General features: G+C 53.3%; 25 protein-coding genes. 18 read left to right on the plus strand and 7 right to left on the minus strand.

Translation table 11 applies throughout. The annotated features are described in order from the left end of the window. Positions 1-19 precede the first annotated feature (19 nt). From cysW to PRIO_RS02730, 5 genes are all read left to right on the plus strand, one after another. Positions 20-883 carry a sulfate ABC transporter permease subunit CysW gene (gene cysW, locus PRIO_RS02710; protein ID WP_020426590.1) on the plus strand — a complete coding sequence of 288 codons (864 nt, stop codon included), beginning with the start codon at positions 20-22 and terminating at the stop codon, positions 881-883. 100 nt (positions 884-983) lie between these two features. After that, the gene (locus PRIO_RS02715) at positions 984-1,205 is read left to right on the plus strand and encodes a YezD family protein (protein WP_020426589.1); all 222 of its coding nucleotides are present in this window, start codon (positions 984-986) and stop codon (positions 1,203-1,205) included. A 402-nt stretch (positions 1,206-1,607) separates the two neighbouring features. Continuing rightward, entirely contained in the window at positions 1,608-2,291 is a 684-nt protein-coding gene (locus PRIO_RS02720; protein WP_020426588.1) for a response regulator transcription factor, read from the plus strand. Beyond that, the gene (locus PRIO_RS02725; RefSeq protein ID WP_020426587.1) at positions 2,284-3,654 is read left to right on the plus strand and encodes a sensor histidine kinase; all 1,371 of its coding nucleotides are present in this window, start codon (positions 2,284-2,286) and stop codon (positions 3,652-3,654) included. The genes PRIO_RS02720 and PRIO_RS02725 overlap by 8 nt, the downstream gene beginning before the upstream one ends. 88 nt (positions 3,655-3,742) lie before the next feature. Further along, complete coding sequence (locus PRIO_RS02730) at positions 3,743-5,110, plus strand: S41 family peptidase (protein ID WP_020426586.1); 1,368 nt, start codon at positions 3,743-3,745, stop codon at positions 5,108-5,110. A gap of 408 nt (positions 5,111-5,518) precedes the next feature. Here the strand turns inward: PRIO_RS02730 and PRIO_RS02735 are convergent, their stop codons facing one another. After that, positions 5,519-5,986: a VOC family protein gene (locus PRIO_RS02735; RefSeq protein ID WP_020426585.1), complete on the minus strand. Its 468-nt coding sequence runs from the start codon at positions 5,984-5,986 to the stop codon at positions 5,519-5,521. Between the two features lie 44 nt (positions 5,987-6,030). Beyond that, the gene (locus tag PRIO_RS02740) at positions 6,031-6,339 is read right to left on the minus strand and encodes a hypothetical protein (RefSeq protein WP_020426584.1); all 309 of its coding nucleotides are present in this window, start codon (positions 6,337-6,339) and stop codon (positions 6,031-6,033) included. Between the two features lie 353 nt (positions 6,340-6,692). On the opposite strand from PRIO_RS02740, the gene PRIO_RS02745 reads away from it, so the two are divergent. The 7 genes from PRIO_RS02745 (at position 6,693) to PRIO_RS02765 (ending at position 12,556) form a co-directional block, all read left to right on the plus strand. Further along, positions 6,693-7,325 carry an NAD(P)-dependent oxidoreductase gene (locus tag PRIO_RS02745; protein WP_020426583.1) on the plus strand — a complete coding sequence of 211 codons (633 nt, stop codon included), beginning with the start codon at positions 6,693-6,695 and terminating at the stop codon, positions 7,323-7,325. A 254-nt stretch (positions 7,326-7,579) separates the two neighbouring features. Then, on the plus strand, positions 7,580-8,053 hold the full coding sequence (gene tnpA / locus PRIO_RS02750) for an IS200/IS605 family transposase (protein ID WP_020426871.1): 474 nt from the start codon (positions 7,580-7,582) through the stop codon (positions 8,051-8,053). An 833-nt stretch (positions 8,054-8,886) separates the two neighbouring features. After that, entirely contained in the window at positions 8,887-9,426 is a 540-nt protein-coding gene (locus PRIO_RS36515) for an IS110 family transposase (RefSeq protein WP_231869713.1), read from the plus strand. Beyond that, positions 9,423-9,833, plus strand: coding sequence for a transposase (locus PRIO_RS36520; RefSeq protein ID WP_231869808.1), 411 nt, complete (start codon positions 9,423-9,425; stop codon positions 9,831-9,833). Before PRIO_RS36515 ends, PRIO_RS36520 begins: the two co-directional genes overlap by 4 nt. A 62-nt stretch (positions 9,834-9,895) precedes the next feature. After that, positions 9,896-10,111 (plus strand): hypothetical protein, encoded by a 216-nt coding sequence (locus tag PRIO_RS36525; RefSeq protein WP_052741404.1) that lies wholly within the window; start codon positions 9,896-9,898, stop codon positions 10,109-10,111. A gap of 606 nt (positions 10,112-10,717) precedes the next feature. Next, positions 10,718-10,849, plus strand: coding sequence for a M24 family metallopeptidase (locus tag PRIO_RS34610; RefSeq protein WP_269451295.1), 132 nt, complete (start codon positions 10,718-10,720; stop codon positions 10,847-10,849). 48 nt (positions 10,850-10,897) lie between these two features. Then, positions 10,898-12,556: a bifunctional ADP-dependent NAD(P)H-hydrate dehydratase/NAD(P)H-hydrate epimerase gene (locus PRIO_RS02765; RefSeq protein ID WP_046501066.1), complete on the plus strand. Its 1,659-nt coding sequence runs from the start codon at positions 10,898-10,900 to the stop codon at positions 12,554-12,556. Positions 12,557-12,673: 117 nt separating this feature from the next. On the opposite strand, the gene PRIO_RS02770 is transcribed toward PRIO_RS02765, so the two are convergent. Together PRIO_RS02770 and PRIO_RS02775 are read right to left on the minus strand one after the other, a co-directional pair. After that, complete coding sequence (locus PRIO_RS02770; protein WP_046501068.1) at positions 12,674-13,129, minus strand: hypothetical protein; 456 nt, start codon at positions 13,127-13,129, stop codon at positions 12,674-12,676. Between the two features lie 38 nt (positions 13,130-13,167). Next, positions 13,168-14,067: an SDR family oxidoreductase gene (locus PRIO_RS02775; protein ID WP_020426775.1), complete on the minus strand. Its 900-nt coding sequence runs from the start codon at positions 14,065-14,067 to the stop codon at positions 13,168-13,170. A gap of 241 nt (positions 14,068-14,308) precedes the next feature. On the opposite strand from PRIO_RS02775, the gene PRIO_RS02780 reads away from it, so the two are divergent. The 4 genes from PRIO_RS02780 to sdaAA all read left to right on the plus strand — a co-directional run bounded on the left by PRIO_RS02780 (position 14,309) and on the right by sdaAA (position 17,026). Beyond that, on the plus strand, positions 14,309-14,902 hold the full coding sequence (locus PRIO_RS02780) for a DUF4269 domain-containing protein (protein ID WP_020426776.1): 594 nt from the start codon (positions 14,309-14,311) through the stop codon (positions 14,900-14,902). Between the two features lie 23 nt (positions 14,903-14,925). Further along, positions 14,926-15,345: a GNAT family N-acetyltransferase gene (locus tag PRIO_RS02785; protein ID WP_020426777.1), complete on the plus strand. Its 420-nt coding sequence runs from the start codon at positions 14,926-14,928 to the stop codon at positions 15,343-15,345. Positions 15,346-15,440: 95 nt separating this feature from the next. Further along, entirely contained in the window at positions 15,441-16,151 is a 711-nt protein-coding gene (gene sdaAB / locus PRIO_RS02790) for an L-serine ammonia-lyase, iron-sulfur-dependent subunit beta (RefSeq protein ID WP_020426778.1), read from the plus strand. Beyond that, positions 16,148-17,026 carry an L-serine ammonia-lyase, iron-sulfur-dependent, subunit alpha gene (sdaAA, locus tag PRIO_RS02795; RefSeq protein WP_020426779.1) on the plus strand — a complete coding sequence of 293 codons (879 nt, stop codon included), beginning with the start codon at positions 16,148-16,150 and terminating at the stop codon, positions 17,024-17,026. Before sdaAB ends, sdaAA begins: the two co-directional genes overlap by 4 nt. A 47-nt stretch (positions 17,027-17,073) precedes the next feature. On the opposite strand, the gene PRIO_RS02800 is transcribed toward sdaAA, so the two are convergent. Further along, entirely contained in the window at positions 17,074-17,376 is a 303-nt protein-coding gene (locus PRIO_RS02800; RefSeq protein ID WP_020426780.1) for a hypothetical protein, read from the minus strand. A 68-nt stretch (positions 17,377-17,444) separates the two neighbouring features. Here PRIO_RS02800 and PRIO_RS02805 point away from each other — a divergent pair, with 68 nt between their 5' ends. Next, positions 17,445-17,636: a YwbE family protein gene (locus tag PRIO_RS02805; RefSeq protein WP_020426781.1), complete on the plus strand. Its 192-nt coding sequence runs from the start codon at positions 17,445-17,447 to the stop codon at positions 17,634-17,636. 70 nt (positions 17,637-17,706) lie between these two features. Here the strand turns inward: PRIO_RS02805 and PRIO_RS35895 are convergent, their stop codons facing one another. Next, positions 17,707-17,880 (minus strand): hypothetical protein, encoded by a 174-nt coding sequence (locus PRIO_RS35895; protein ID WP_167345576.1) that lies wholly within the window; start codon positions 17,878-17,880, stop codon positions 17,707-17,709. Positions 17,881-17,934: 54 nt separating this feature from the next. Beyond that, on the minus strand, positions 17,935-18,609 hold the full coding sequence (locus PRIO_RS02810) for an HNH endonuclease (protein ID WP_046506345.1): 675 nt from the start codon (positions 18,607-18,609) through the stop codon (positions 17,935-17,937). 242 nt (positions 18,610-18,851) lie between these two features. Here PRIO_RS02810 and PRIO_RS02815 point away from each other — a divergent pair, with 242 nt between their 5' ends. Then, a complete protein-coding gene (locus PRIO_RS02815; RefSeq protein ID WP_039785013.1) occupies positions 18,852-19,334 on the plus strand; it encodes a hypothetical protein in 483 nt (160 codons plus the stop codon). The last annotated feature ends 26 nt before the right edge of the window (positions 19,335-19,360 follow it).

Here is a 19,360-nt window from a genome sequence, read left to right on the forward strand (position 1 = left end):
TAATTCAGGAGGTAAAATTATGGCTGGTACTGTCCCTATGGCTGCACCCAGACCGCACCGGAGTGCGGCTTCCCCTGCAACCACGGAATCCTCTGCCGTGAAGTGGGTGCTGGTCGCAGCGGCTGGTCTTGTGCTGTTCTGGCTGATCGCGCTGCCGCTGATCGTGGTGCTGACAGAAGCGCTGAAGCGGGGCTGGGATGTCTTCCTGGCGGCGCTGACCGATCCTGATGCCGCTTCAGCACTGCGGCTGACGCTGCTGGTTGCTGCAATCACCGTGCCGCTGAATACCGTGTTCGGGGTAATGGCGGCTTGGGCAGTGACGAAGTTCCGTTTTCGCGGCAAAGGGTTTCTGATTACGCTGATTGACCTGCCTTTTGCCGTATCGCCGGTCATCGGCGGGCTGATCTTTGTGCTTGTCTTCGGCTCGAACGGCTGGTTCGGGTCCTGGCTCAGCGCCCATGACATTAAGATTGTTTTTGCCCTTCCGGGCATCATGCTTGCCACATTGTTTGTGACCTTTCCTTTTGTGGCCCGCGAGCTGATTCCGCTGATGGAGGACCAGGGCACGCAGGAGGAGGAAGCGGCGATTACTCTCGGGGCTCATGGCTGGCAGATTTTCTGGCGCGTAACGCTGCCGAATATCAAATGGGGGCTGCTGTACGGGATTATCCTCTGCAATGCGCGGGCGATGGGAGAGTTCGGTGCAGTATCCGTTGTATCGGGGCATATTCGCGGGGAGACAAACACGCTGCCGCTGCATGTTGAAATTTTGTATAACGAATATCAGTTCTCGGCTTCCTTCGCCGTAGCTTCGCTGCTGCTGCTGCTCGCTTTGGTAACGATGATCGTAAAAAGCTGGCTTACACGCAAAAATGCGCATTGACAGCCCTTTTGATTCCATGCTAAGTTAAACCATAGTATACAGGTTGGTTATGACGGGATTGGTGGAGAATCCCCCTGTCCGGGGAAAGGGAGGCTGGAGAATGGCTAAGCCACTGAAAGTGGATGAGGTTTGGCTTGCGCGGATTGCGGAGCTTTTGGACAATATGGAATTCGGTTCCCTGCACATCGTGGTGCATGAAGGGCAAATTGTGCAGATGGAGCGGACCGAGCGCAAGCGTTTTGAGAACAGCACTGCAAATGCACGTTATAGTGGAGAGGCCGGAAGCCGGCGGACCGATTCCCGTTCTGCGGGACGAGGGTGAAGCGTACGGCCCTTATATCTACAATCGGACTCATGTCGAAATTAAACCCGATAGAATACTTAAGGAAACGAAGCGCTGTAAGCGAAAGCAGTTATGCAAAATTGTAGCTGATGAAGGAGTAACGCCCTTTCGTCCAGTGACAACAAGCAAAAAGACGATATTTCATTCGAAACTTGAATGAGTATCGTCTTTTTTTTCATATCGGCTCCATATTAATAAGTTACACTAAAGGTACCTGAAGTTCACTTACCGTTATTTCTCATGCTCTGTTTTATCTATATAGGTTGAACTAAAGGAATTCATTTCCACACCGTCGAAATTAGAATAAACGAACCTCGCGGAGCGGGCTTCGAATAGATGCTTTTCTCATGGCAGGGAAAGTTAGTACGAGGTGAATGAACATTGCCGACGATTATGGTAGTGGATGACGACGTCTTTGTCCGCCAACTGGCAGGGCTGTTATTAAGAGACGAAGGCATGGACGTCGTAGAGAAAACGGATGGTCTCGAAGCCTGGGATTATTACTTGCATCATTCCGTTGATTTAATCATTTTGGATATTATGATGCCCGGCATGGACGGTTGGGAGCTGTGCAGAAAGCTGCGGGAGGCCGGGGACAAGCCGATGCTGATGGTCACGGCCAAAAAGGAGTCGCTGGACAAAGTCAAAGGCTTTCGATTGGGGACGGACGATTATTTGACCAAACCTTTTGATCCGATGGAGATGGTCATGCGGGTCAAGGCGCTACTCAAAAGGTATCGGATCGCTACCTCCCATATCGTGAAGCTCGGTCGGGTCATTCTCGATAAAACGAGCTACCAGGTTCACTTTTCCGATACGGGCGGGGAATGGACTCTTCCTTTAAAAGAATTTGAGCTGCTTTACAAACTGGCCAGTTATCCCGGGCAAATTTTTACGCGCGACATGCTGATCCGCGACATCTGGGGTTACGCTTTCAATGGGGATGAACGCACCGTGGACACGCATGTCAAACGTCTGCGCGACAAGTTCGAGCAGTATGCCGAAGATTTCCGCATCGTAACGATGCGCGGCATGGGCTACCGTCTGGAGGTGTATCATGATTAACTCGCTCTATGCCCGCGTCGTGTTGACGTTTCTGGGGGTCGTCATAGTCAGCCTGCTCTCGGGATTTTTCGTTCAAAGCTATTTCTACAAAAGCCATATTGGAGCGATCGTGGAAGAGAAGATGATTGGCAATGCCCAAATGATCATTCAATTATATAAGAAATTGGCTCCGAAGGATGCGAAGGCTTTCGCGGAAGTAAGCAATTCTATGCCCTTTTATAAGATACGGTTTTATGACAGCTTGGGAACGCTGCTGAACCCGGGGAGCGCTGCTCCAGACCGGCAGAAGGACCAACCGTATCTGCAGCAAGTGCTCAAGCAAAACAAAATTTATCGCAACGGGTCCAGCGAGGATGACGAGATTACGGTTGGCCTGCCTTTTGCGCTGAACGGTTCGCCGCACGCCTTGTTGGTTACGACCCAGACCGTTTTTTTTCTCGACGAAATCGATTCCTTGATCCGGTATCAGCAGCTGTTTACTCTCGGTTTGGGAAGTATTCTGGTATTGATCGCTGCGCGGTATATGGTCAGGCCCCTGCGGAAGCTGACCCATGCAACGCAAAGAATGGCCAGGGGCGATTTTAACGTTGGCCTGTCTACCAAACGTCGCGACGAAATTGGACAGCTTACCCTAAGCTTTAACGCGATGGCGGCTGAATTGGGAAAGCTGGATATGCTTCGTCGGCGGTTTGTTTCCGATGTATCCCACGAAATCCAATCTCCTCTAACGTCGATCAAAGGATATACCCGTGTGCTGAAGATCAAGTCCATGGACGGGAAAACCCGTATGCAGATGCTGAATATTATCGACGAGGAGAGCGACAGGCTGTCCCGGCTGTGCGACGATCTGCTGGAATTGACCAGCCTGGAGCACGAGCATGCAAAGCCCGACCTGCAAAAGTTTCGTCTCGACGAGCAACTGCGCAAAGCTGCCATTCGCCTGGAACCGCAATGGTCTGCCCGCAATCTGGATATGCAGCTTATGCTGGAGCCGATAACCATTGTGGCGGATGAAGACAAGATGAATCAGGTGTGGAACAATCTGCTTGGCAATTGCATCAAATTTACCGCCGATCATGGGAAGATAATGGTGGAGTCCTTCAAGAAAGGCGAGAGCGCAGTCGTCCGAATGACGGACAATGGAATCGGCATACCTGAGGAGGAAATCAGCCAAATTTTCAAACCGTTCTACAAAGTGGATACAGCGAGAAAACGCAATATTAGCGGCAACGGAATCGGTCTTTCCATCGTGAAGCGGATTGTCGATCTTCATCATGGAAAAATCGAAGTGTCCAGCAGATTAGGGAACGGAACCTCCTTCTCGATCTCACTTCCCCTCGAAGATACAAAGCCCGAATTGTAATCCTCCGTTCAAACTGAGGACAAATTCGGGCTTTATACTATCCTCGAAAAGCCAATTTTGTATTTTTTGATCAGAAGGAGGACCAAAAATGAAAGTATTGATTGCCATCTTGACCCTCCTGACATTCAGCATGTCGGGAACCTATGTCCAGGCGAAGGAGAACCGGACGCAGCCGCCTCCCGCAGCCGCAACCGCCGAGCGCCAGCTTTGGCAATCGGAAGGGTATGGCCATATATTCGATATAGAAGGCCAATCCGTTAAGGTCTACAGCTACACCAAGGACAGCTTGGTACCGTTCGGGAAAGGAAATATCGAGAACAACGGCGACATTTATATTAATGAAATTTACGGCAACACCAAATTCCAGAAGCAATTTAATGCCCCGCGATTTCTGATGGGCCGCTTCGTTAACGGCAGCTTGACCGATGGCTTGGGGTACGTGCGGCATCTCAAACGGATCGATAATCTTCCCAAGGTGAAGTATAACGGATTCAGCAATGATCCCGTGCAAAATTTTGAAGTATTCTGGCAATCCTTTGAAGAAAATTTCAGTTTCTTTCCGCTCGTCAAAGTGAATTGGAAAGAGGTGTACAAAGAGTATCGGCCCAAAGTTGGCGCCGCTACCTCCGAGAAGGAACTGGAGGACATTTTGACGCAAATGTTCCAAAAACTAAACGACGGACACAGCATCATATTCGGTAAAAAGGGTATGATCTTCTCCAAGTCCAAAGTTGAGCGGGAGGAATTTTTCGAAGCCAATTCGAAGTCGATGCAACGAAACGTCGAAGACGGATATATGAAAGGGGCGGTAAAGAGCAAGCTCGACGGGCGCATTGTTTATGGTCAAACGAAAAGCGGCGACGCTTACATCAAGCTGATTGGTTTTGACGAGTCCGATCCGCAGAAAATTGACCAAGCGCTGGCGGAAATGGTGCAGGATCTGGCGAACTGCCGCAACTTTATGATCGATATGCGCTTTAATGAGGGGGGCGAGGACTTCTTCGGGTTGAAAATAGCCGGCTTGTTTGCCGAGAAACGCACGCTGGCGTATGCCAAACAGGCCCGAACAGGCGGATACGAGCAATTCTCCAAGCCTACGCAGGTATATATCGAACCGGGAGCAAAGCAGTTTTCAGCTGACAATATTGTGGTGCTGACCAGTCCGATGACGGTAAGCGCCGGCGAGACAGGGACGATGGCCTTAAAAGCATTGGACAAAGTAACGGTTATCGGGGAAAAGACGTGCGGATACTTTTCGGACATGCTGCTTAGACTGTTGCCGAACAAACAGTTATTCACCCTGAGCAACGAACGCTATACATCGCCTGACGGCACTAATTACGAGCAGCGCGGCCTGCCGCCGGATGAAAAGATCATGATCAAGCAAGCCGATATTGATGCCGGCAAGGACCCGGTGATGAACCGGGCTTTGGAATTGCTTAAAAAGAAGCCATAAAATAAAACGCGGAAGTATGTAGATTATTCAATAGATACTGTAATTTGCTCCGCTATATAAAGCGAACTTGAAAAACGAACAAAAGGGAAAAGGGATGGAGGGGAAGTTTGGAACTGTAGGAGCGAATGCGTCCGCCTAAAAGCTTTCCGTAGGAAAGCTCGCTATCTTCAGCATAGGCAGTCTGCGGATTTCCACCGCGAACAGCGGTACAAATCAAGAAATCTGGAGACAACAGCGGCCGGAAGTCCAAACATTCTCCGTAGTCGCGACGAAGTCCCTAATGTAAATATCTTAAGTTCACTCTATATAGATGGGGATCAAGGCAACCATAAACCCAAAAAACCAAACGGCTGCGCTGTCCAGTGAAGGACAGCGCAGCCGTTTAATTCTAAATGAGTATAACTTCTTTTAGTCCGCGGATCTGCCGGTCAGCGTCTCCCACTCCTCAAAAGACAGCTTGTCTGTGACTGTCCTCAGCTCTTCGGGTACCTCGACAAAACACATCAGCTCCAGGCTGTTGCCGTCAGGGTCATTGAAGTAAACCGATGCATTGCCTTGATGAGGCCGGATAAACGGCTCTACAGAGCTTCTGTTCCCGAAGGGAACTGCCTCAATCTGAATGGATTCCAGCCACGCGAGTGAATGCTTCAGATCCTCATAAGTGACCTGAAAGGCTATATGCCTTAAGGAAGGATGATACGGAGTCTGAACCTCACGCCCTTCCCATAGTCCAACCCAGCTTTTCCCCTCCGTAATCCAAAAGAAAGCCGTCTCCTCATCGCGCCAGGCAAATTTTAATCCCAGTTTCTTGTAAAATTCAATGGAAACCTCCAGATTGCTTACTGGCAGATGTGCTTCGTACAATCCTTTTATCATGGCTGGTGACAGTACTCCTTCTTATGTGATTCTGAGCTTCCCTGTTAGTAGCGTGGTGTGCGCCGCGAGGCGGATATTCCCTCAATAAGCAGAATGATTGCAGTAACAGCGTGCATAATCCAGCCGACAAAAGGAATCAAAGCGACAACCGAGGTGATGATCCCGACCACGTTGCCGGCAATGGGTCCACGCTCTCTCAACAGCAGTACTACGGCTACTGCGTGCAGCAGGAATGCAACACCCAGCGGCGCCCAGGCATTCGCAACAACAAAAGCTCCCCCAATGAACGGCAGCGCCAGAAAAGCCTCATAAACAAATGTACCCCATTTGAACAACTTCCCTATTGGAGTCATGATGACTTCACCCAACCTTTCGGCATAATATTACATCCTATTCCACAGTTTACCCCAGAATAAGGGCAGAGAATATTCCGGCTGTAAAAGAACAGCGGCTTTGAGTCATTGTACGTTCAACAGTGGATAATGTTTCATCATGTTGTGTATCGGCTGGAACTCTCTTGCTTGACGGCGGTGCCGTCATATATATTGGTAACAGCAATGCAGGCAACACTGCAGTATATTGTAGCAAGAAAAAGCAGCATGGCTGATTCGCAGGGAATGTTCCTGCGGCGCTGAGGAATGTCCCACGACGTTATTGAAGAGAATGTGAAATAGACATACAACTGGAGAAAGTGAGGGGTGCTGGTATGGATGTTGTGGTTTTTGGAGCAACGGGAACCATCGGCAGAGCCATTGTGCAGGAAGCGCTAAAAAGAAAACATGAGGTCACCGCAGCGGTCCGCAATCCGGCTTCACTGGAGCTGGAACATGAGCGCCTGCATGTCACTACAGCAGATATTCTGGACCCGGCGACGGTAGCAGAGGCGGTACGCGGGCATGAAGAAGTGATCAGTGCGTTTGGTCCCGCAGCCGGGCGGGAGAACGACCTGCTGCGTGCGGCGGAGAGTCTGCTGGAGGGCATGCAGGCTGCAGGCCTGGAGCGGCTGCTGGTAATTGGCGGAGCGGGGACCCTGAAGACGGAATCAGGCGAGCAGCTGATGGATACGCCGGGGTTCCCCGAGAAGTTCCGGCCGCTGGCGGAGGCGCATGGACATGCCTATGAAATCTATAGCGCCTCTTCATTGGACTACACGTATCTCAGTCCGCCTGCCGTGATCCGCCCCGGCCGCCGGACCGGACAGTTCCGCATCGGCCTGGACCGCCTGGTGGTGGATGAGAACGGAGACAGCAGCATCAGCGTGGAGGATTTTGCCGTAGCCGTCATTGATGAGCTGGAGGAAGGAAACTTCAGCCGGACCCGGTTTACGGTGGGATACTAAACAATGTAACAAGACCAAAAAACAGCGATTCTCCGTTACCCGGAGAATTGCTGTTTTTTTGGAAATATAAGGGTTTATATGTTTTGGGGGAAGCGAAGCTTACTCCCTTATTTAGGCTTTAGCCAGTTGAGTGCGTGAAACGCGCGAAACAAAAAACCACCCGCTATGCGGGTGGAGGGATGTAGGGTTTGACCACCAAGACCATTCCGATAAAATTGAGATGTTCAGGCTCAATTGGAAAGGAATGGTCTTAGATGGCAAACAAGAGCTACAGTTTGGCTCACACAAAGTGGATGTGCAAATACCACATTGTATTCACCCCGAAGTATAGACGGAAAGAGATCTATAATCAAGTGAGAAAAGACTTGATCGAAATCTTCAAACGTTTATGTAAATACAAGGGAGTCGATATTATCGAAGGTCACATGATGCCAGATCATGTACATATGCTCGTAGCGATCCCACCCAAAATCTCAGTATCCTCGTTTATGGGCTATCTGAAGGGGAAGAGCTCCCTGATGATATTTGAGAAGCATGCCAGCTTAAAGTATAAGTATGGCAATCGCAAATTTTGGGCGGAGGGATACTACGTCAGCACGGTAGGCCTAAATGAAGCCACAGTAGCAAAATATATACGTGAACAAGAAGCACATGACCAAGCGATTGATAAATTGAGTGTGAAAGAATACGAAGACCCGTTCAGTAGAAACAGTAGCAAGAAGAAGTAAACCAGTTTAACTGGTAAGTGAAAGGGACAACAACACTGAGCCTGAACGATTTATTGTCAGGCTAGCGTCTTTAGGCGCAGTTTGGCAACAAGGGGTTATACCCCAAGAGCAAACCACCCGTTGGACGGGTGGTTCTGATTTACGAATTTGTAACGAGCAACGGCAGAAATACCGTTGTTGGAGCGGTAAAGGCCGAGTTCTGACGGGGGAGCCGGTCTAGATATCCTAATACCAAATAGCAATTACTTACCGGTTTCTTCGCAGGTGCTATATAGAGCGAACTTGAAAAACTAACAAAAGGGAAAAGGGATGGAGGGGAAGTCTGGATACTTACGGAGCGAATGCGTCCGCCTAAAAGCTTTCCATAGGAAAGCTCGCTATCTTCAGCATAGGCAGTCTGCGGATTTCCACCGCGAACAGCGGTACAAATCAAGAAATCTGCAGATGGGCAGCGGCCGGAAGTCCAAACATTCTCCGTAATCCTGACGAAGTCCCTAATGTAAAGATCTTAAGTTCACTCTATATAGATGGAAAAAGGGAACTTATTTTTCCGAAAATTAAGAAATCCTGAGGTTTAAGTGGAAAAAGTATACCTAATCACCCATGGCCTGGCGGCCACCGTCGGTCATGAAAATCAGGTGAAGTCAGAGTATATATTTGGTAAAATCGTGCTGTGGATCAGAGGTCGATTCAATATTGGTGAAACATCCCGTAACCTAATCTGACCAACTGCAACGACGAGGATCGCCGAGTGTTGCCACGAGCACGTGTATAAAATTTCACCTCTTTAGGTTGCATGATCCACGCATACTTTTAGCTTGGAGGTAGGGAATATGGATGCCATTCGTGAACGCTGTGCCGGGTTGGATATTCATCAGGAGACGGTGGTGGTTTGTCTACTGAGTGGCCCCCTGGAGAAGAAACCCAAGTCCGTGATCGAGACGTTTGGAACCACGACCCGCGAGCTTTTGAGATTACAGGAGTGGCTGGAGCAGCAGGGATGTACCGAGATTGCCATGGAAAGTACAGGGGTCTTTTGGAAACCCGTGTGGAACATTCTAGAAAGCACCTGTACGATCACGCTGGCCAACCCGCAACGCATCCGCAATATGCCCGGGAAGAAGACCGACGTCAAGGATGCCGAGTGGATCGCCAAGCTCCACCGCTGCGGCTTGATTGAGGGAAGCTTTGTCCCGGACGAGCCCATCCGCGATTTGCGTGACCTTACCCGGTATCTGCGCAAGCTTAAGCAAAACGCGACGCAAGAAAAGAACCGGATTCACAAAATTCTACAAGATGCCAACATTAAACTGACCACGTATGTCTCCGATCTTTTTGGCGTTCTGGTCGTGCGCTACTGGACTCGATTGTGAATGGCGAAGTGCTGGAGGTGCATGAGGTCCGCAAGCTGGTGCATACCCGGCTGAAGATGAAGGTGCCTTCTCTTGTTGAGGCATTGAACGGCCGACTGCGCCTGCATCACCGGAAGATGATCCGGCGTCATTGGGATCATTTGCAGTATCTGGAGAGTGAAATGCAGACGTTGGAAGCTGAAATTGAGGAACTGGTGCAACCCTACATGAAGGAAATTGAACTGCTGGATACCATTCCAGGCGTGAGCACGGATGCTGCGGCGAGCATCGTGGCGGAACTGGGTACCGACATGTCTCCTTTTCCAAGTGAAGCCCATCTGGCCTCTTGGGTCGGGGTGTGTCCGGCCAATCATGAGAGTGCTGGTAAAAAAAAAGTAAAAAGAACCAACGCGGGAATCGAGGTCTGAAAGCCGTACTCGTCCAGTGCGCTTGGGCAGCGAGCAAGACCAAGAATAATCGGCTTTCCGCTATGTACAGTCGGATCGTGAAACGGGCAGGAAAACAGAAAGCCATCGTCGCTTTAGCCCATGCAATGATCCGAATCATGTATGTGATGCTTCGGGATAAAGTCCCCTATACCGAGCTGGGGACGGAATATCTGAACACCCCAGAGCAGACCGCAAATTACCTGATTAAAAAACTTCAAAAGCTAGGCTACCAAGTGGAACTGACACCTATTACATGATACCCACTTTTTAAAAAAATGAAGTTCCGATATAGGGGATCTTTAAAGCAAAATTTACTTTCGAGCTGTGAAGCGACAAAGTTATTTTCGTATAAATTGGGCCATATTCCTTGTCCAATGGCGAAATGGGCTGAATTAGTGTCCCTTTTTCCACTTCATCTGCCCGGGGATAGAGTACTCCGGCAAATTAGTTAACCTTTTTCCACTTAAAGAGTTGCCGTAGGATTCATGAAGAGTCGTTCTCCAGGTAACGCTAGAACCAGGACGGCTGCGCTATCCCATGGAGGACGGCACAGCCGTTTTGGTTCAAATATAAGAATTTATATGTTTCACACTATAAATTATCCTTCTATTTCTCGCTGAAACATCCCGTCCTTTAAAAGGACGGCGCAGCCGTTTCCACTTGGCAGAAGCAAATTACTCTCCAATCGCAGAACATACTATATAGATTGAACTTGAAAAAAATATACAAACAGGGAAAAGTGGCGAAAGAGAAGTTTGGAACTGGAGGAGCGGGTATTGGGATGCGCATAGCCTTGATTATAGAGAACATAAGCGCCTTACATCAGCTGCCGGCTTGATCACGAGTTCGCTGCAAATACAATCATAACCGTTGAACCGGGCTTATACCTGCCGGGTATTGGAGGAGTCCGGATAGAGGATGATGTTCTGGTCGGAACGGACGCAAGCCGGGTGTTGACGCGCTCACCGAAGAGTGATTTAATCGTGTTGCCATAACAGAACTGCAATTCATATAGTAATCTGATCACGCAGGGAGGGAACGAGATGTACGTGGTTACTGCAGAGGAAATGCGGAAGCTGGACCGTGAAACGATAGAACGGCTAGGAATTCCGGCGGTGGCGCTGATGGAGAATGCCGGACGGGCCATTGCGGAGGAGATCATTAAGCTGTGCCGCAGCCGGAGCGGGTCTGCCGGAAGTCCCCGGGGGGATGCGGGGACAGAAGCAGCCGGGACGGCTGGCGCTGGCGGCGGCGCGGGAATCAAGCCGCCGGGCTTCACGGTCAGCGGGGATAACGCGCTGGCCTTGGGGGGTGCCGGCGCGGGACATTGGCTTGTCCTCGCCGGCAAGGGCAACAACGGCGGCGACGGACTGGCCGCCGCCCGGTACCTGCGTGAGGCGGGCATCGCCGTCACGCTGGTGTACGCGGCCGCGCCGGAGTCGCTGGCCGGCGAAGCCGCCCTGCAGCGTGATGCCGCTGCAGCCCTGGGCCTGCCCGCCGTAGTCTACGGCCGGGACCGGGTAGACTTTGCCGCATACAGCGGCATCGTGGATGCGCTGCTCGGCACCGGCAGCGCGGGCGCCCCGCGCGGTGCCTATGCGGAGCTGATTGCCGCCGCGAACAGCAGCGGCAAACCCATTGTGTCCGCAGACATCCCCAGCGGGCTGGATGCGGACACGGGCCAGGCGCATGAGCCTTGCATTCATGCGGCAGTGACGGTCTGCCTCGCGTTCCTCAAACGCGGGCTGCTGCAATATCCCGGCGCGGGCAACGCCGGGCAAGTGGTGGTCCGCTCCATCGGCATCCCCGCTGCCTTGGCCCGGGAGGGCGGCGTCCCGGTGAGCCTGCTGACGCCGGAGGTGCTGCGGACACGTCTGCAGGTCGACGTGTCGCGCCGCCGTTCGCCCGAGGGCCACAAGGGCACCTACGGGCATGTCCTGCTGGCCGCCGGAAGCCTTGGCATGAGCGGGGCGGGCCTGCTGGCCGCCCGCGCCGCCCTGCGCGCTGGCTGCGGCCTGGTGACCTGGGCGCTGCCTGCGATGCTGCTGCCCTATGTCATCGGCGCAGCCCCGGAGCTGATGCTGGCAGCGGCCGGCGGAGAGAATGGCACCTGGAGCGCCGGGACTGCCGCAGAAGTGCTGCGGTTAAGCACCGGCAGGGATGTCACTGCTGTGGGACCCGGGCTTGGACGGTTTGCAGGCGATCAGGAGTGGCTGCGGGCGCTGTGGGAAGGCATCGCTGCTCCAATGGTTATCGATGCCGATGCGCTAAACATTCTGGCCGACAGTGATTACAGCTCCTGGACAAGCCGCTGCCATCCGGTGATCCTGACGCCCCATCCGGGGGAAATGGCCCGGCTGGCTGGAATATCCACGGCTGAGGTGCAGCGGGACCGGATTGGTCTGGCGCTGGCTTATGCCCGGGAACACAGGGTAACCCTTGTGCTGAAGGGGGCCCATACAGTGGTCGCAACGCCTGAAGGAGAGGCTTATGTGAATATCACAGGCCATCCGGGCATGGGAACGGGCGGTGCGGGCGATGTGCTGACTGGCATCATAGCAGGATTGCTTGCACAAGGGCTCAATGCTGCGCAGGCAGCGGCCTTTGGCGTCTATCTGCACGGCCTGGCCGGTGAACGGGCTGCCCGCCAGCGCCATGATCCGTCGGCATTGATCGCCGGAGATATCATTGAGGCGCTCTGATCCGGGAGGGACAAGGCGCTGTTATACTTATGAGGTGCAACGTTGCATTCTAACCTGACTCTTGGCCCGCAATACACAACGCAGCTAAGCGGCAGGTTCTTGCGCTATAAGCACAGGTCAGAACAGCACCAGGCAGATCAGCGGGACAAACAGGGCGAATACCGGAAGCAGGAGCGGCTGCCGTTCTCCGGCCAGCTGCGCAAGCCGGAACAGCAGCAATGCAAAAATCCCGGCGATCCCGCAGGCCACAGCGTCCCCGCCCTGCTCCGCGGCCAGCCATACGCCAGCGCCATAGCCGCAGGCCGCGTACAGCACAAGGGCCGGGGGGAGCGAAGTGAAGCGGAATATGCGCAGCAGGGCATCGGATACCAGCGCGGCCGGCAGTCCGTAGGCATAGATGGCATAAGGCACCGAGGTCGGCCAGCCCTCCGGCACACCACCGGTATGCGGGAATGCGAGCATAGCAAGGGAGACCAGCATAAATGTCAACCCGGCAGCAGACAGCTTCGTCAGGGCATACATCCCTGCGCTAAGCCTCACGGATGGAAGATCGTAATCCTTCAATTTGTTCATGAATAACATCCTTTCAGGGAAGTGAACACGGCAGCCGGTCAGCTGGTCACCATGTCCCCTCCGTTAACATGAATGCAGGTTCCGGTAACGTAAGTGGAATCGGGTCCGGCCAAATAGACGTAGGCTCCAGCCAGCTCATAGGGCTGGGCGGCCCGCTTGAAGGGGGTATCGGTACCGAACACACTGACTTCCTCGGCGGAGTAGCTGGACGGAATCAGCGGGGTCCACACCGGACCGGGAGCCACGCTGTTGACCCGGATTCCGCTGTCGGCAAGCGAGAGGGCGAGGGAGCGGGTGAACGTGACAATAGCGCCTTTGGTGGATGAATAATCAATAAGCTCCTTATGGCCTTGGTAAGCGGTTATGGATGCGGTGTTAATGATGGAAGCTCCTGTGCGCAGATGCGGCAGCGCGGCCTGCGTCAGGAAGAAGAACGGAAAAATATTCGTGCGGTACGTCTCGTACAACTGCTCCTCGGAGATATCCAGGAGGCTCTGCTGCGGATACTGTACCCCGTGATTGTTGACCAGGATATCCAGTTTGCCGAAGGTCCGCACGGTATGCTCCACCGCCTGGGTACAGTTTGCTTTACACCGTAAGTCGGTCTGAATCCGCAGGCAGCGCTGTCCCAGCTCTTCAATACGCCGCTGTGTGGCTTCGGCATCGGACGCCTCGTAGAGGTAGGCAATGGCGACATCCGCGCCTTCTTTGGCAAAAGCAATCGCAGCGGCTTTCCCGATCCCGCTGTCTCCGCCGGTAATCAGCGCAACCTTGCCGTCCAGCTTTCCGCTGCCGCGACTGTCGGGGTTTTCGCTGATTGGCCGGGGATGCATCAGACTCTCCAGTCCCGGCTGGCGGTCCTGATGCTGAGGGGGAAAGGAAATAGGCTGCACGCGGCAGACCGTACGCTCTCCGTAATAGGGATATACAGGATTCATTAGCGACACTCCTCAGGTGCATTCTGTGATTCTGTATATTTTTATGCATGCGCCCAGAAAAGCGTGCGCCTCCTCCTGCCTGCCCCCGTTTCGCTGAAATCCTGGCTGCAAAAGGTTTTAGTTGGATTTTGTACCCCTAATTCGTGCAATTCATCCCTTACGGTCACTTTTAGTCAAATTAGTGGTATTTTTTCCGGCACATAAGCAGGATGAGTCCGATTAGTTAGACAGGAGGTGAAGCATGGCAGAAATGGACTGCGGTCTGGGCCATGGAGAGGATGAAGCGGATAATGCGGGTAATGCAGTATTGAAAGAGGTCTGGCAATTATTGCGGGAGCTGCGCATCATGGAACTGCTGGCAGAATATCATCCGCGGCTGGCAGGAACAGTGCCCTTGGGGATTCAGGTGGAAGGCAGCGATCTTGATATTATTTGTGAGGTGCATGAACCCCGGAATTTTATCGAAACGGCCCGGTGTCATTTCGGTCAGTTGGAGGGCTTTTATGCGGTGACCCGTACAGTGGAGGGGGTTGTCCGCACCAAAATTAATTTTTCGGCGGGCGGTTGGCCGATTGAGCTGTTTGGACAGCCCTTGGCCACGGAAAAACAGAATGCCTGGCTGCATATGCAGGTGGAGGGACGGATACTGAGGCTGCTCGGACCCGGCTTCACAGAGAATATCCGCGCCCTGAAGTCCGGCGGAATGAAGACAGAGCCTGCGTTCGCCAAGCTGCTGAAGCTCGAAGGTGACCCTTATGAAGAAATGCTGGTGCTTGGCAGGCTTAATCCGGCGGAATTCAATGCTGTGTGCAGACGGGCTCAACCCTACATATAAAACAACGAATTGGAGAAAAAACCATGAATTACAGACCAATGACTGCCGATGATTACGAAGCCGCCTACCGGCTATGGGAGAATACCGAGGGGATGAACCTCAGCGGGGCGGACTCCCGGGAAGAAATACTCCGCTATCTGGAGCGCAATCCGGGAATGAGCCAGGTAGCGGTGAACGGGGACAAGACGCTTGCCGGTACTGCAATGTGCGGGCATGACGGACGCAGAGGGTATATGTATCACGTTGCTGTCAGTGAGGACGGCCGCGGCCAGGGCGTTGGCCGTGAGCTGGTATCCCGCTGCTTGGCCAGTCTGCTTCAGGAAGGGATCGAAAAATGCCATTTGATGGTCATTGAGAGCAACGCTCTCGGCCGCAGCTTCTGGACACGCATCGGCTGGGAGGAGCGGGACGGTATTGTCCTGTTCTCCAGCAACACCTTTTAAGTAACAGACAATGTAATGGTGTAGCTTTTACGCAGCTGCAGTATAATATAATGGAAAAGTATATTGTCGAATTTTGATAGGTGGAGGTCTGAACAATGCGGTTCAAAGATGTATTCTCAATTATTGGCCCGGCCATGGTCGGACCCTCCAGTTCGCATACAGCAGGTGCAGCAAGGATCGGAAGGGCTGCCCGGCAGGTGCTGGGAGAGCCGGCGCGTGAGGCCGAGGTGACTTTCTTCGGTTCTTTTGCCGCTACGTATCAAGGGCATGGGACCGACCGGGCGATTGCCGGGGGCCTGCTGAATTTCGCTACGGATGATTCCCGTCTGCCTGATTCCATAGAACTGGCAGCCGAGGCAGGGATGGAGATTTCTTTCGGTCAAGGAACGGGTCTGTTCCCTCATCCCAATACGGTACGCTTGCATCTGGTTGGTGCGCAGACAGGGACCGAACTGACACTTACAGGAATATCTATCGGCGGCGGAAATATTGAAATTGTGGATATTGACGGCTTTGGAGTAAAGCTTACAGGAATGTATCCGACGGTGCTGATTCATCATATGGACTACCTTGGAGTGCTGGCCAGTGTTACTGATGTGATGCGCAAAGGCCAGTTCAATATTGGACACATGTCGCTGGACCGTAAAAATCGCAGTGGTGCGGCACTCACGGTGCTGGAGCTGGATGAGGCGGCGACGCCGGGGCTGCTGCATGAGCTGAGGGCTCTGTCTGCTGTCAAATCGGTCAAAGTGGTGGATCTGAATGAATCCGCGCTAGAACAGAAAGGGAAGGACAACACACCATGAATTTTCAAACCTTAAGCCAGCTGGCTGTATTATGTGAGGAGCGGGGAATGGGCATCGGCGCGTTGATGCTGGAGGAACAGAGCGAGGAATCCGGCCGTTCCAAGGAACAGGAATTCGCCACCATGAGCCAGTATTACGGGGTAATGAAGGAAGCTGTACACCGCGGCATGACAGAGAATACTACCTCGCGCAGTGGTCTGACGGGCCTGGATGCCCAGCGGGTTGCGTCTTACAATGCGGCAGACGAGCCTTGTCTGGGCGGACCTGCCGGCCAGGCCATGGCTTATGCGCTGGCTGTATCGGAGGTCAATGCGTCGATGGGCCGCATTATTGCCACGCCGACAGCAGGCTCCTGCGGAATTATTCCCGGCGTGTTTTTGAGCTGCCAGGAGCGTTTCGGCTGGGACGATGACTACGTGGTATCCGGTCTGTTCGCCGCTGGAGCTATCGGGTATGTTATTGCCAATAATTCATTCGTCTCCGGAGCGGAGGGAGGCTGCCAGGCTGAGGTGGGTTCGGCCATCGGGATGGCGGCGGGAGCACTGACCGAGCTGCGCGGCGGCACGCCGGCGCAGGCCGTTCATGCCGTTGGCCTCGCGCTCAAAAATACACTCGGACTGATCTGTGATCCTGTAGGCGGACTTGTGGAGATTCCCTGCATCGTGCGCAACGGCTTCGGTGCCGTTACGGCGCTGGCCGCCGCTGATATGGCGCTGGCCGGGGTACGCAGCGTGATTCCATCCGACGAGGTCATCAAGGTGATGCTGGAGGTTGGCTCGGCCATGCCGGAGAAGCACCGGGAGACGGCCGGGGGCGGACTGGCCCAGACCCCGACCGGGCGGAAGATTATGAAGGATCTGCGCAACAAGAAATAGCCTGCGGTCTTTATGATTTCTGGCATCGCCTATTTTTGCTCTGCGGGTTAGAGCAGATGGAATCTTTCCAGCTGCTCCCATTGTCCTTCCTGCCGGAGGATTTCCGGCTGCTTCGGTCCCATAAGATCGAAATGCGGGAAGGGCCTGCGGTTATGAATGTACTGGGAAGGCAGCCCGTGCTGCTCGCACCAGCTTCTCAGGCGGGACAGATTGCTGCAGCCGACTTTTGTTACTGTAGTCATTCCTGGGAAACGGGGATCCAGCCAATAATGGGTCAGGAAAGCTATCTCTCCTGCGGTAACCGCCTGTTTCCAGCGGGTTAATTCTTCTCTGTTAATTCCGAAGGCCATTGTTGTCTCATCCTTATCCTTAATCCGTAATAGTAACTCCATTATAACTTAAGAAAGGGGAGCGCATCATGAACGGGCAAGTTAGAGCGGATATCCGCGCCGGACTTGAGGTGGATATTGTACTGAAGCAGGACCAGGCCACAGGCAAACTTACACATGGCGTGGTCAAAGACATTCTCACCAACTCGCCCCGCCATCCGCACGGGATCAAGGTACGGCTGGCTGACGGCCAAGTCGGACGGGTCAAGCATATTACGTAAATTTAAAAAGCGCTCCGTGCTCAGGGTGCTGGTCTCTGGAACAGCATTTCCCGGACCGGGTGCGCTTTTTTTACTGCTTGGGCTTCGACAACGGCAGAAATGCCGTTGTTGGAGAGCCGCCGAGTGAATTGGGCAGAAACAACGGCAGAAATGCCGTTGTTGGAGGGCCGCCGAGTGAATTGAGCAGGAACAACGGCAGAAATGCCGTTGTTGAAGAGCTGTCGGAGGAATTAGGCAGGAACAACGGCAGAAATGCCGTTGTTGATAGAGCCGCCGGCAGATTCGCTCTTCCCGCGGGTTACCGCCCCATAAATTCCTCCACATACTGGTCGGCCTTGCTCTGGTTGCATAGATTACAAGCGCAGACGCAATTGTCCGGCGTGGTGTGGCCGCCTTTGGCGCGCGGCAGCAGATGGTCAATGGTGTCGCCGTACAGGCCGCAGAAATGGCAGGTATAATTGTCCCTCGTTAGAATGTAGGCCCGGAAATCCTTGTTGCTGTACAGGCGGCGGATCGTACGGCGGTTCACCACCACCGCGGCATGCTCTTTGACGAGCGTCACTGCAAGCTCAAGATCAATTTCCTGATGCCAGCGGCGGCCCTTGTCACTGTGGCCGCGCATCAGAATCATACCTTTGGCGGACGGAACTAGGGCCGAGGCATCCTGCGGGTCAGGCTTCGGACCCCGCAGCTGCGGAGCCTTCCGCCGGGGATCGGCTGCGCGCGGACGCGTCTTCCCCTTGCTTCCGGTTGAGGTATGGGACGTCTTGGTTTCCTTGAGGGCCGGGGTCCCTTTTACTTGCAGCTGCATCTGGGCATTCCCGGCCTCGCGCAGCTTGCGGCATTCCCGGCAGGCGCCCCGGCGCGACTGGCCCTTGGAGCGCTTGCCCGTGCGTCTGCGGAATTCGGTGAGCGGTTTATATTGCTTGCAGTAAGCACATTGTTTGGATAATGGCAGATTGGTATCGGTCATAAGCGTATTTGGAAGGACGCATGCAGCACGCCAGTCCATTCCCTTCTTTTTTTATGGTAACTTTAGTATAGCGCAAAGCGCAGGGGTTCACACAGCGGCCGGAATAAGCAGATTGTCTCCTAATTTGTGACATCTGTCTTGGCAGGCAGGCGGGAAAACCTGTAAGCTTTACTTATGAGGCTTACGGATGCCGGATCATGGGACGCTCCAAGCTATCTTTTTTTGAGAATGGGGGAGCAGGAATGGAGAAACATAAGAAGAGGCCGGGGGCCGTCATTTGTTTGTATATTCTTCAGGCTTTTTTGGGGTTTGGAGCGATAGCGGGAGGGCTGACGCTGCTGGCCGATCCCAGCGGAGAAATGATCGGAATGCCAGCTTCTATACTGGAAAGATCTCCTTTTGTGAATTTTGTAGTCCCGGGCTTGCTGCTGCTGGTGATCTTTGGCTTGCTGCCCTTGCTGGTGCTGTATGGCCTGGTCAAGAAACCGCAGTGGACATGGGCGGCTGCGCTGACTCCGTTCAAAACGCTGCATAGCGCATGGTCCCTCTCCCTGTACATCGGCTTCGGGCAGATTATTTGGATCATGGTCCAGACGTATATGCTGAACACCGTTTCTTTGATCCATATTTGCTATATGAGCCTTGGAATGCTGATACAGATTGTTACGCTGCTGCCTTCGGTGCAGAGATATTTTGTGCTGGACGGCAGCGCCCAAAGGCGTTAGAATGGCAGTGAATATAAAAGGGCTTT

The sequence above is a fragment of the Paenibacillus riograndensis SBR5 genome (genome assembly GCF_000981585.1).
Lineage (GTDB): Bacteria > Bacillota > Bacilli > Paenibacillales > Paenibacillaceae > Paenibacillus_AQ > Paenibacillus_AQ riograndensis.

Excerpts from the sequence above, each read along its gene's own strand:
- cysW (WP_020426590.1), top strand. The coding sequence starts at position 20 with ATGGCTGGTACTGTCCCTATGGCTGCACCCAGACCGCACCGGAGTGCG.
- PRIO_RS02715 (WP_020426589.1), top strand. The coding sequence starts at position 984 with ATGGCTAAGCCACTGAAAGTGGATGAGGTTTGGCTTGCGCGGATTGCG.
- PRIO_RS02725 (WP_020426587.1), top strand. The coding sequence starts at position 2,284 with ATGATTAACTCGCTCTATGCCCGCGTCGTGTTGACGTTTCTGGGGGTC.
- PRIO_RS02730 (WP_020426586.1), top strand. The coding sequence starts at position 3,743 with ATGAAAGTATTGATTGCCATCTTGACCCTCCTGACATTCAGCATGTCG.
- PRIO_RS02735 (WP_020426585.1), bottom strand. The coding sequence starts at position 5,986 with ATGATAAAAGGATTGTACGAAGCACATCTGCCAGTAAGCAATCTGGAG.
- PRIO_RS02740 (WP_020426584.1), bottom strand. The coding sequence starts at position 6,339 with ATGACTCCAATAGGGAAGTTGTTCAAATGGGGTACATTTGTTTATGAG.
- PRIO_RS02745 (WP_020426583.1), top strand. The coding sequence starts at position 6,693 with ATGGATGTTGTGGTTTTTGGAGCAACGGGAACCATCGGCAGAGCCATT.
- tnpA (WP_020426871.1), top strand. The coding sequence starts at position 7,580 with ATGGCAAACAAGAGCTACAGTTTGGCTCACACAAAGTGGATGTGCAAA.
- PRIO_RS36515 (WP_231869713.1), top strand. The coding sequence starts at position 8,887 with ATGGATGCCATTCGTGAACGCTGTGCCGGGTTGGATATTCATCAGGAG.
- PRIO_RS36525 (WP_052741404.1), top strand. The coding sequence starts at position 9,896 with ATGTACAGTCGGATCGTGAAACGGGCAGGAAAACAGAAAGCCATCGTC.
- PRIO_RS02765 (WP_046501066.1), top strand. The coding sequence starts at position 10,898 with ATGTACGTGGTTACTGCAGAGGAAATGCGGAAGCTGGACCGTGAAACG.
- PRIO_RS02770 (WP_046501068.1), bottom strand. The coding sequence starts at position 13,129 with ATGAACAAATTGAAGGATTACGATCTTCCATCCGTGAGGCTTAGCGCA.
- PRIO_RS02775 (WP_020426775.1), bottom strand. The coding sequence starts at position 14,067 with ATGAATCCTGTATATCCCTATTACGGAGAGCGTACGGTCTGCCGCGTG.
- PRIO_RS02780 (WP_020426776.1), top strand. The coding sequence starts at position 14,309 with ATGGCAGAAATGGACTGCGGTCTGGGCCATGGAGAGGATGAAGCGGAT.
- PRIO_RS02785 (WP_020426777.1), top strand. The coding sequence starts at position 14,926 with ATGAATTACAGACCAATGACTGCCGATGATTACGAAGCCGCCTACCGG.
- sdaAB (WP_020426778.1), top strand. The coding sequence starts at position 15,441 with ATGCGGTTCAAAGATGTATTCTCAATTATTGGCCCGGCCATGGTCGGA.
- sdaAA (WP_020426779.1), top strand. The coding sequence starts at position 16,148 with ATGAATTTTCAAACCTTAAGCCAGCTGGCTGTATTATGTGAGGAGCGG.
- PRIO_RS02800 (WP_020426780.1), bottom strand. The coding sequence starts at position 17,376 with ATGGCCTTCGGAATTAACAGAGAAGAATTAACCCGCTGGAAACAGGCG.
- PRIO_RS02805 (WP_020426781.1), top strand. The coding sequence starts at position 17,445 with ATGAACGGGCAAGTTAGAGCGGATATCCGCGCCGGACTTGAGGTGGAT.
- PRIO_RS02810 (WP_046506345.1), bottom strand. The coding sequence starts at position 18,609 with ATGACCGATACCAATCTGCCATTATCCAAACAATGTGCTTACTGCAAG.
- PRIO_RS02815 (WP_039785013.1), top strand. The coding sequence starts at position 18,852 with ATGGAGAAACATAAGAAGAGGCCGGGGGCCGTCATTTGTTTGTATATT.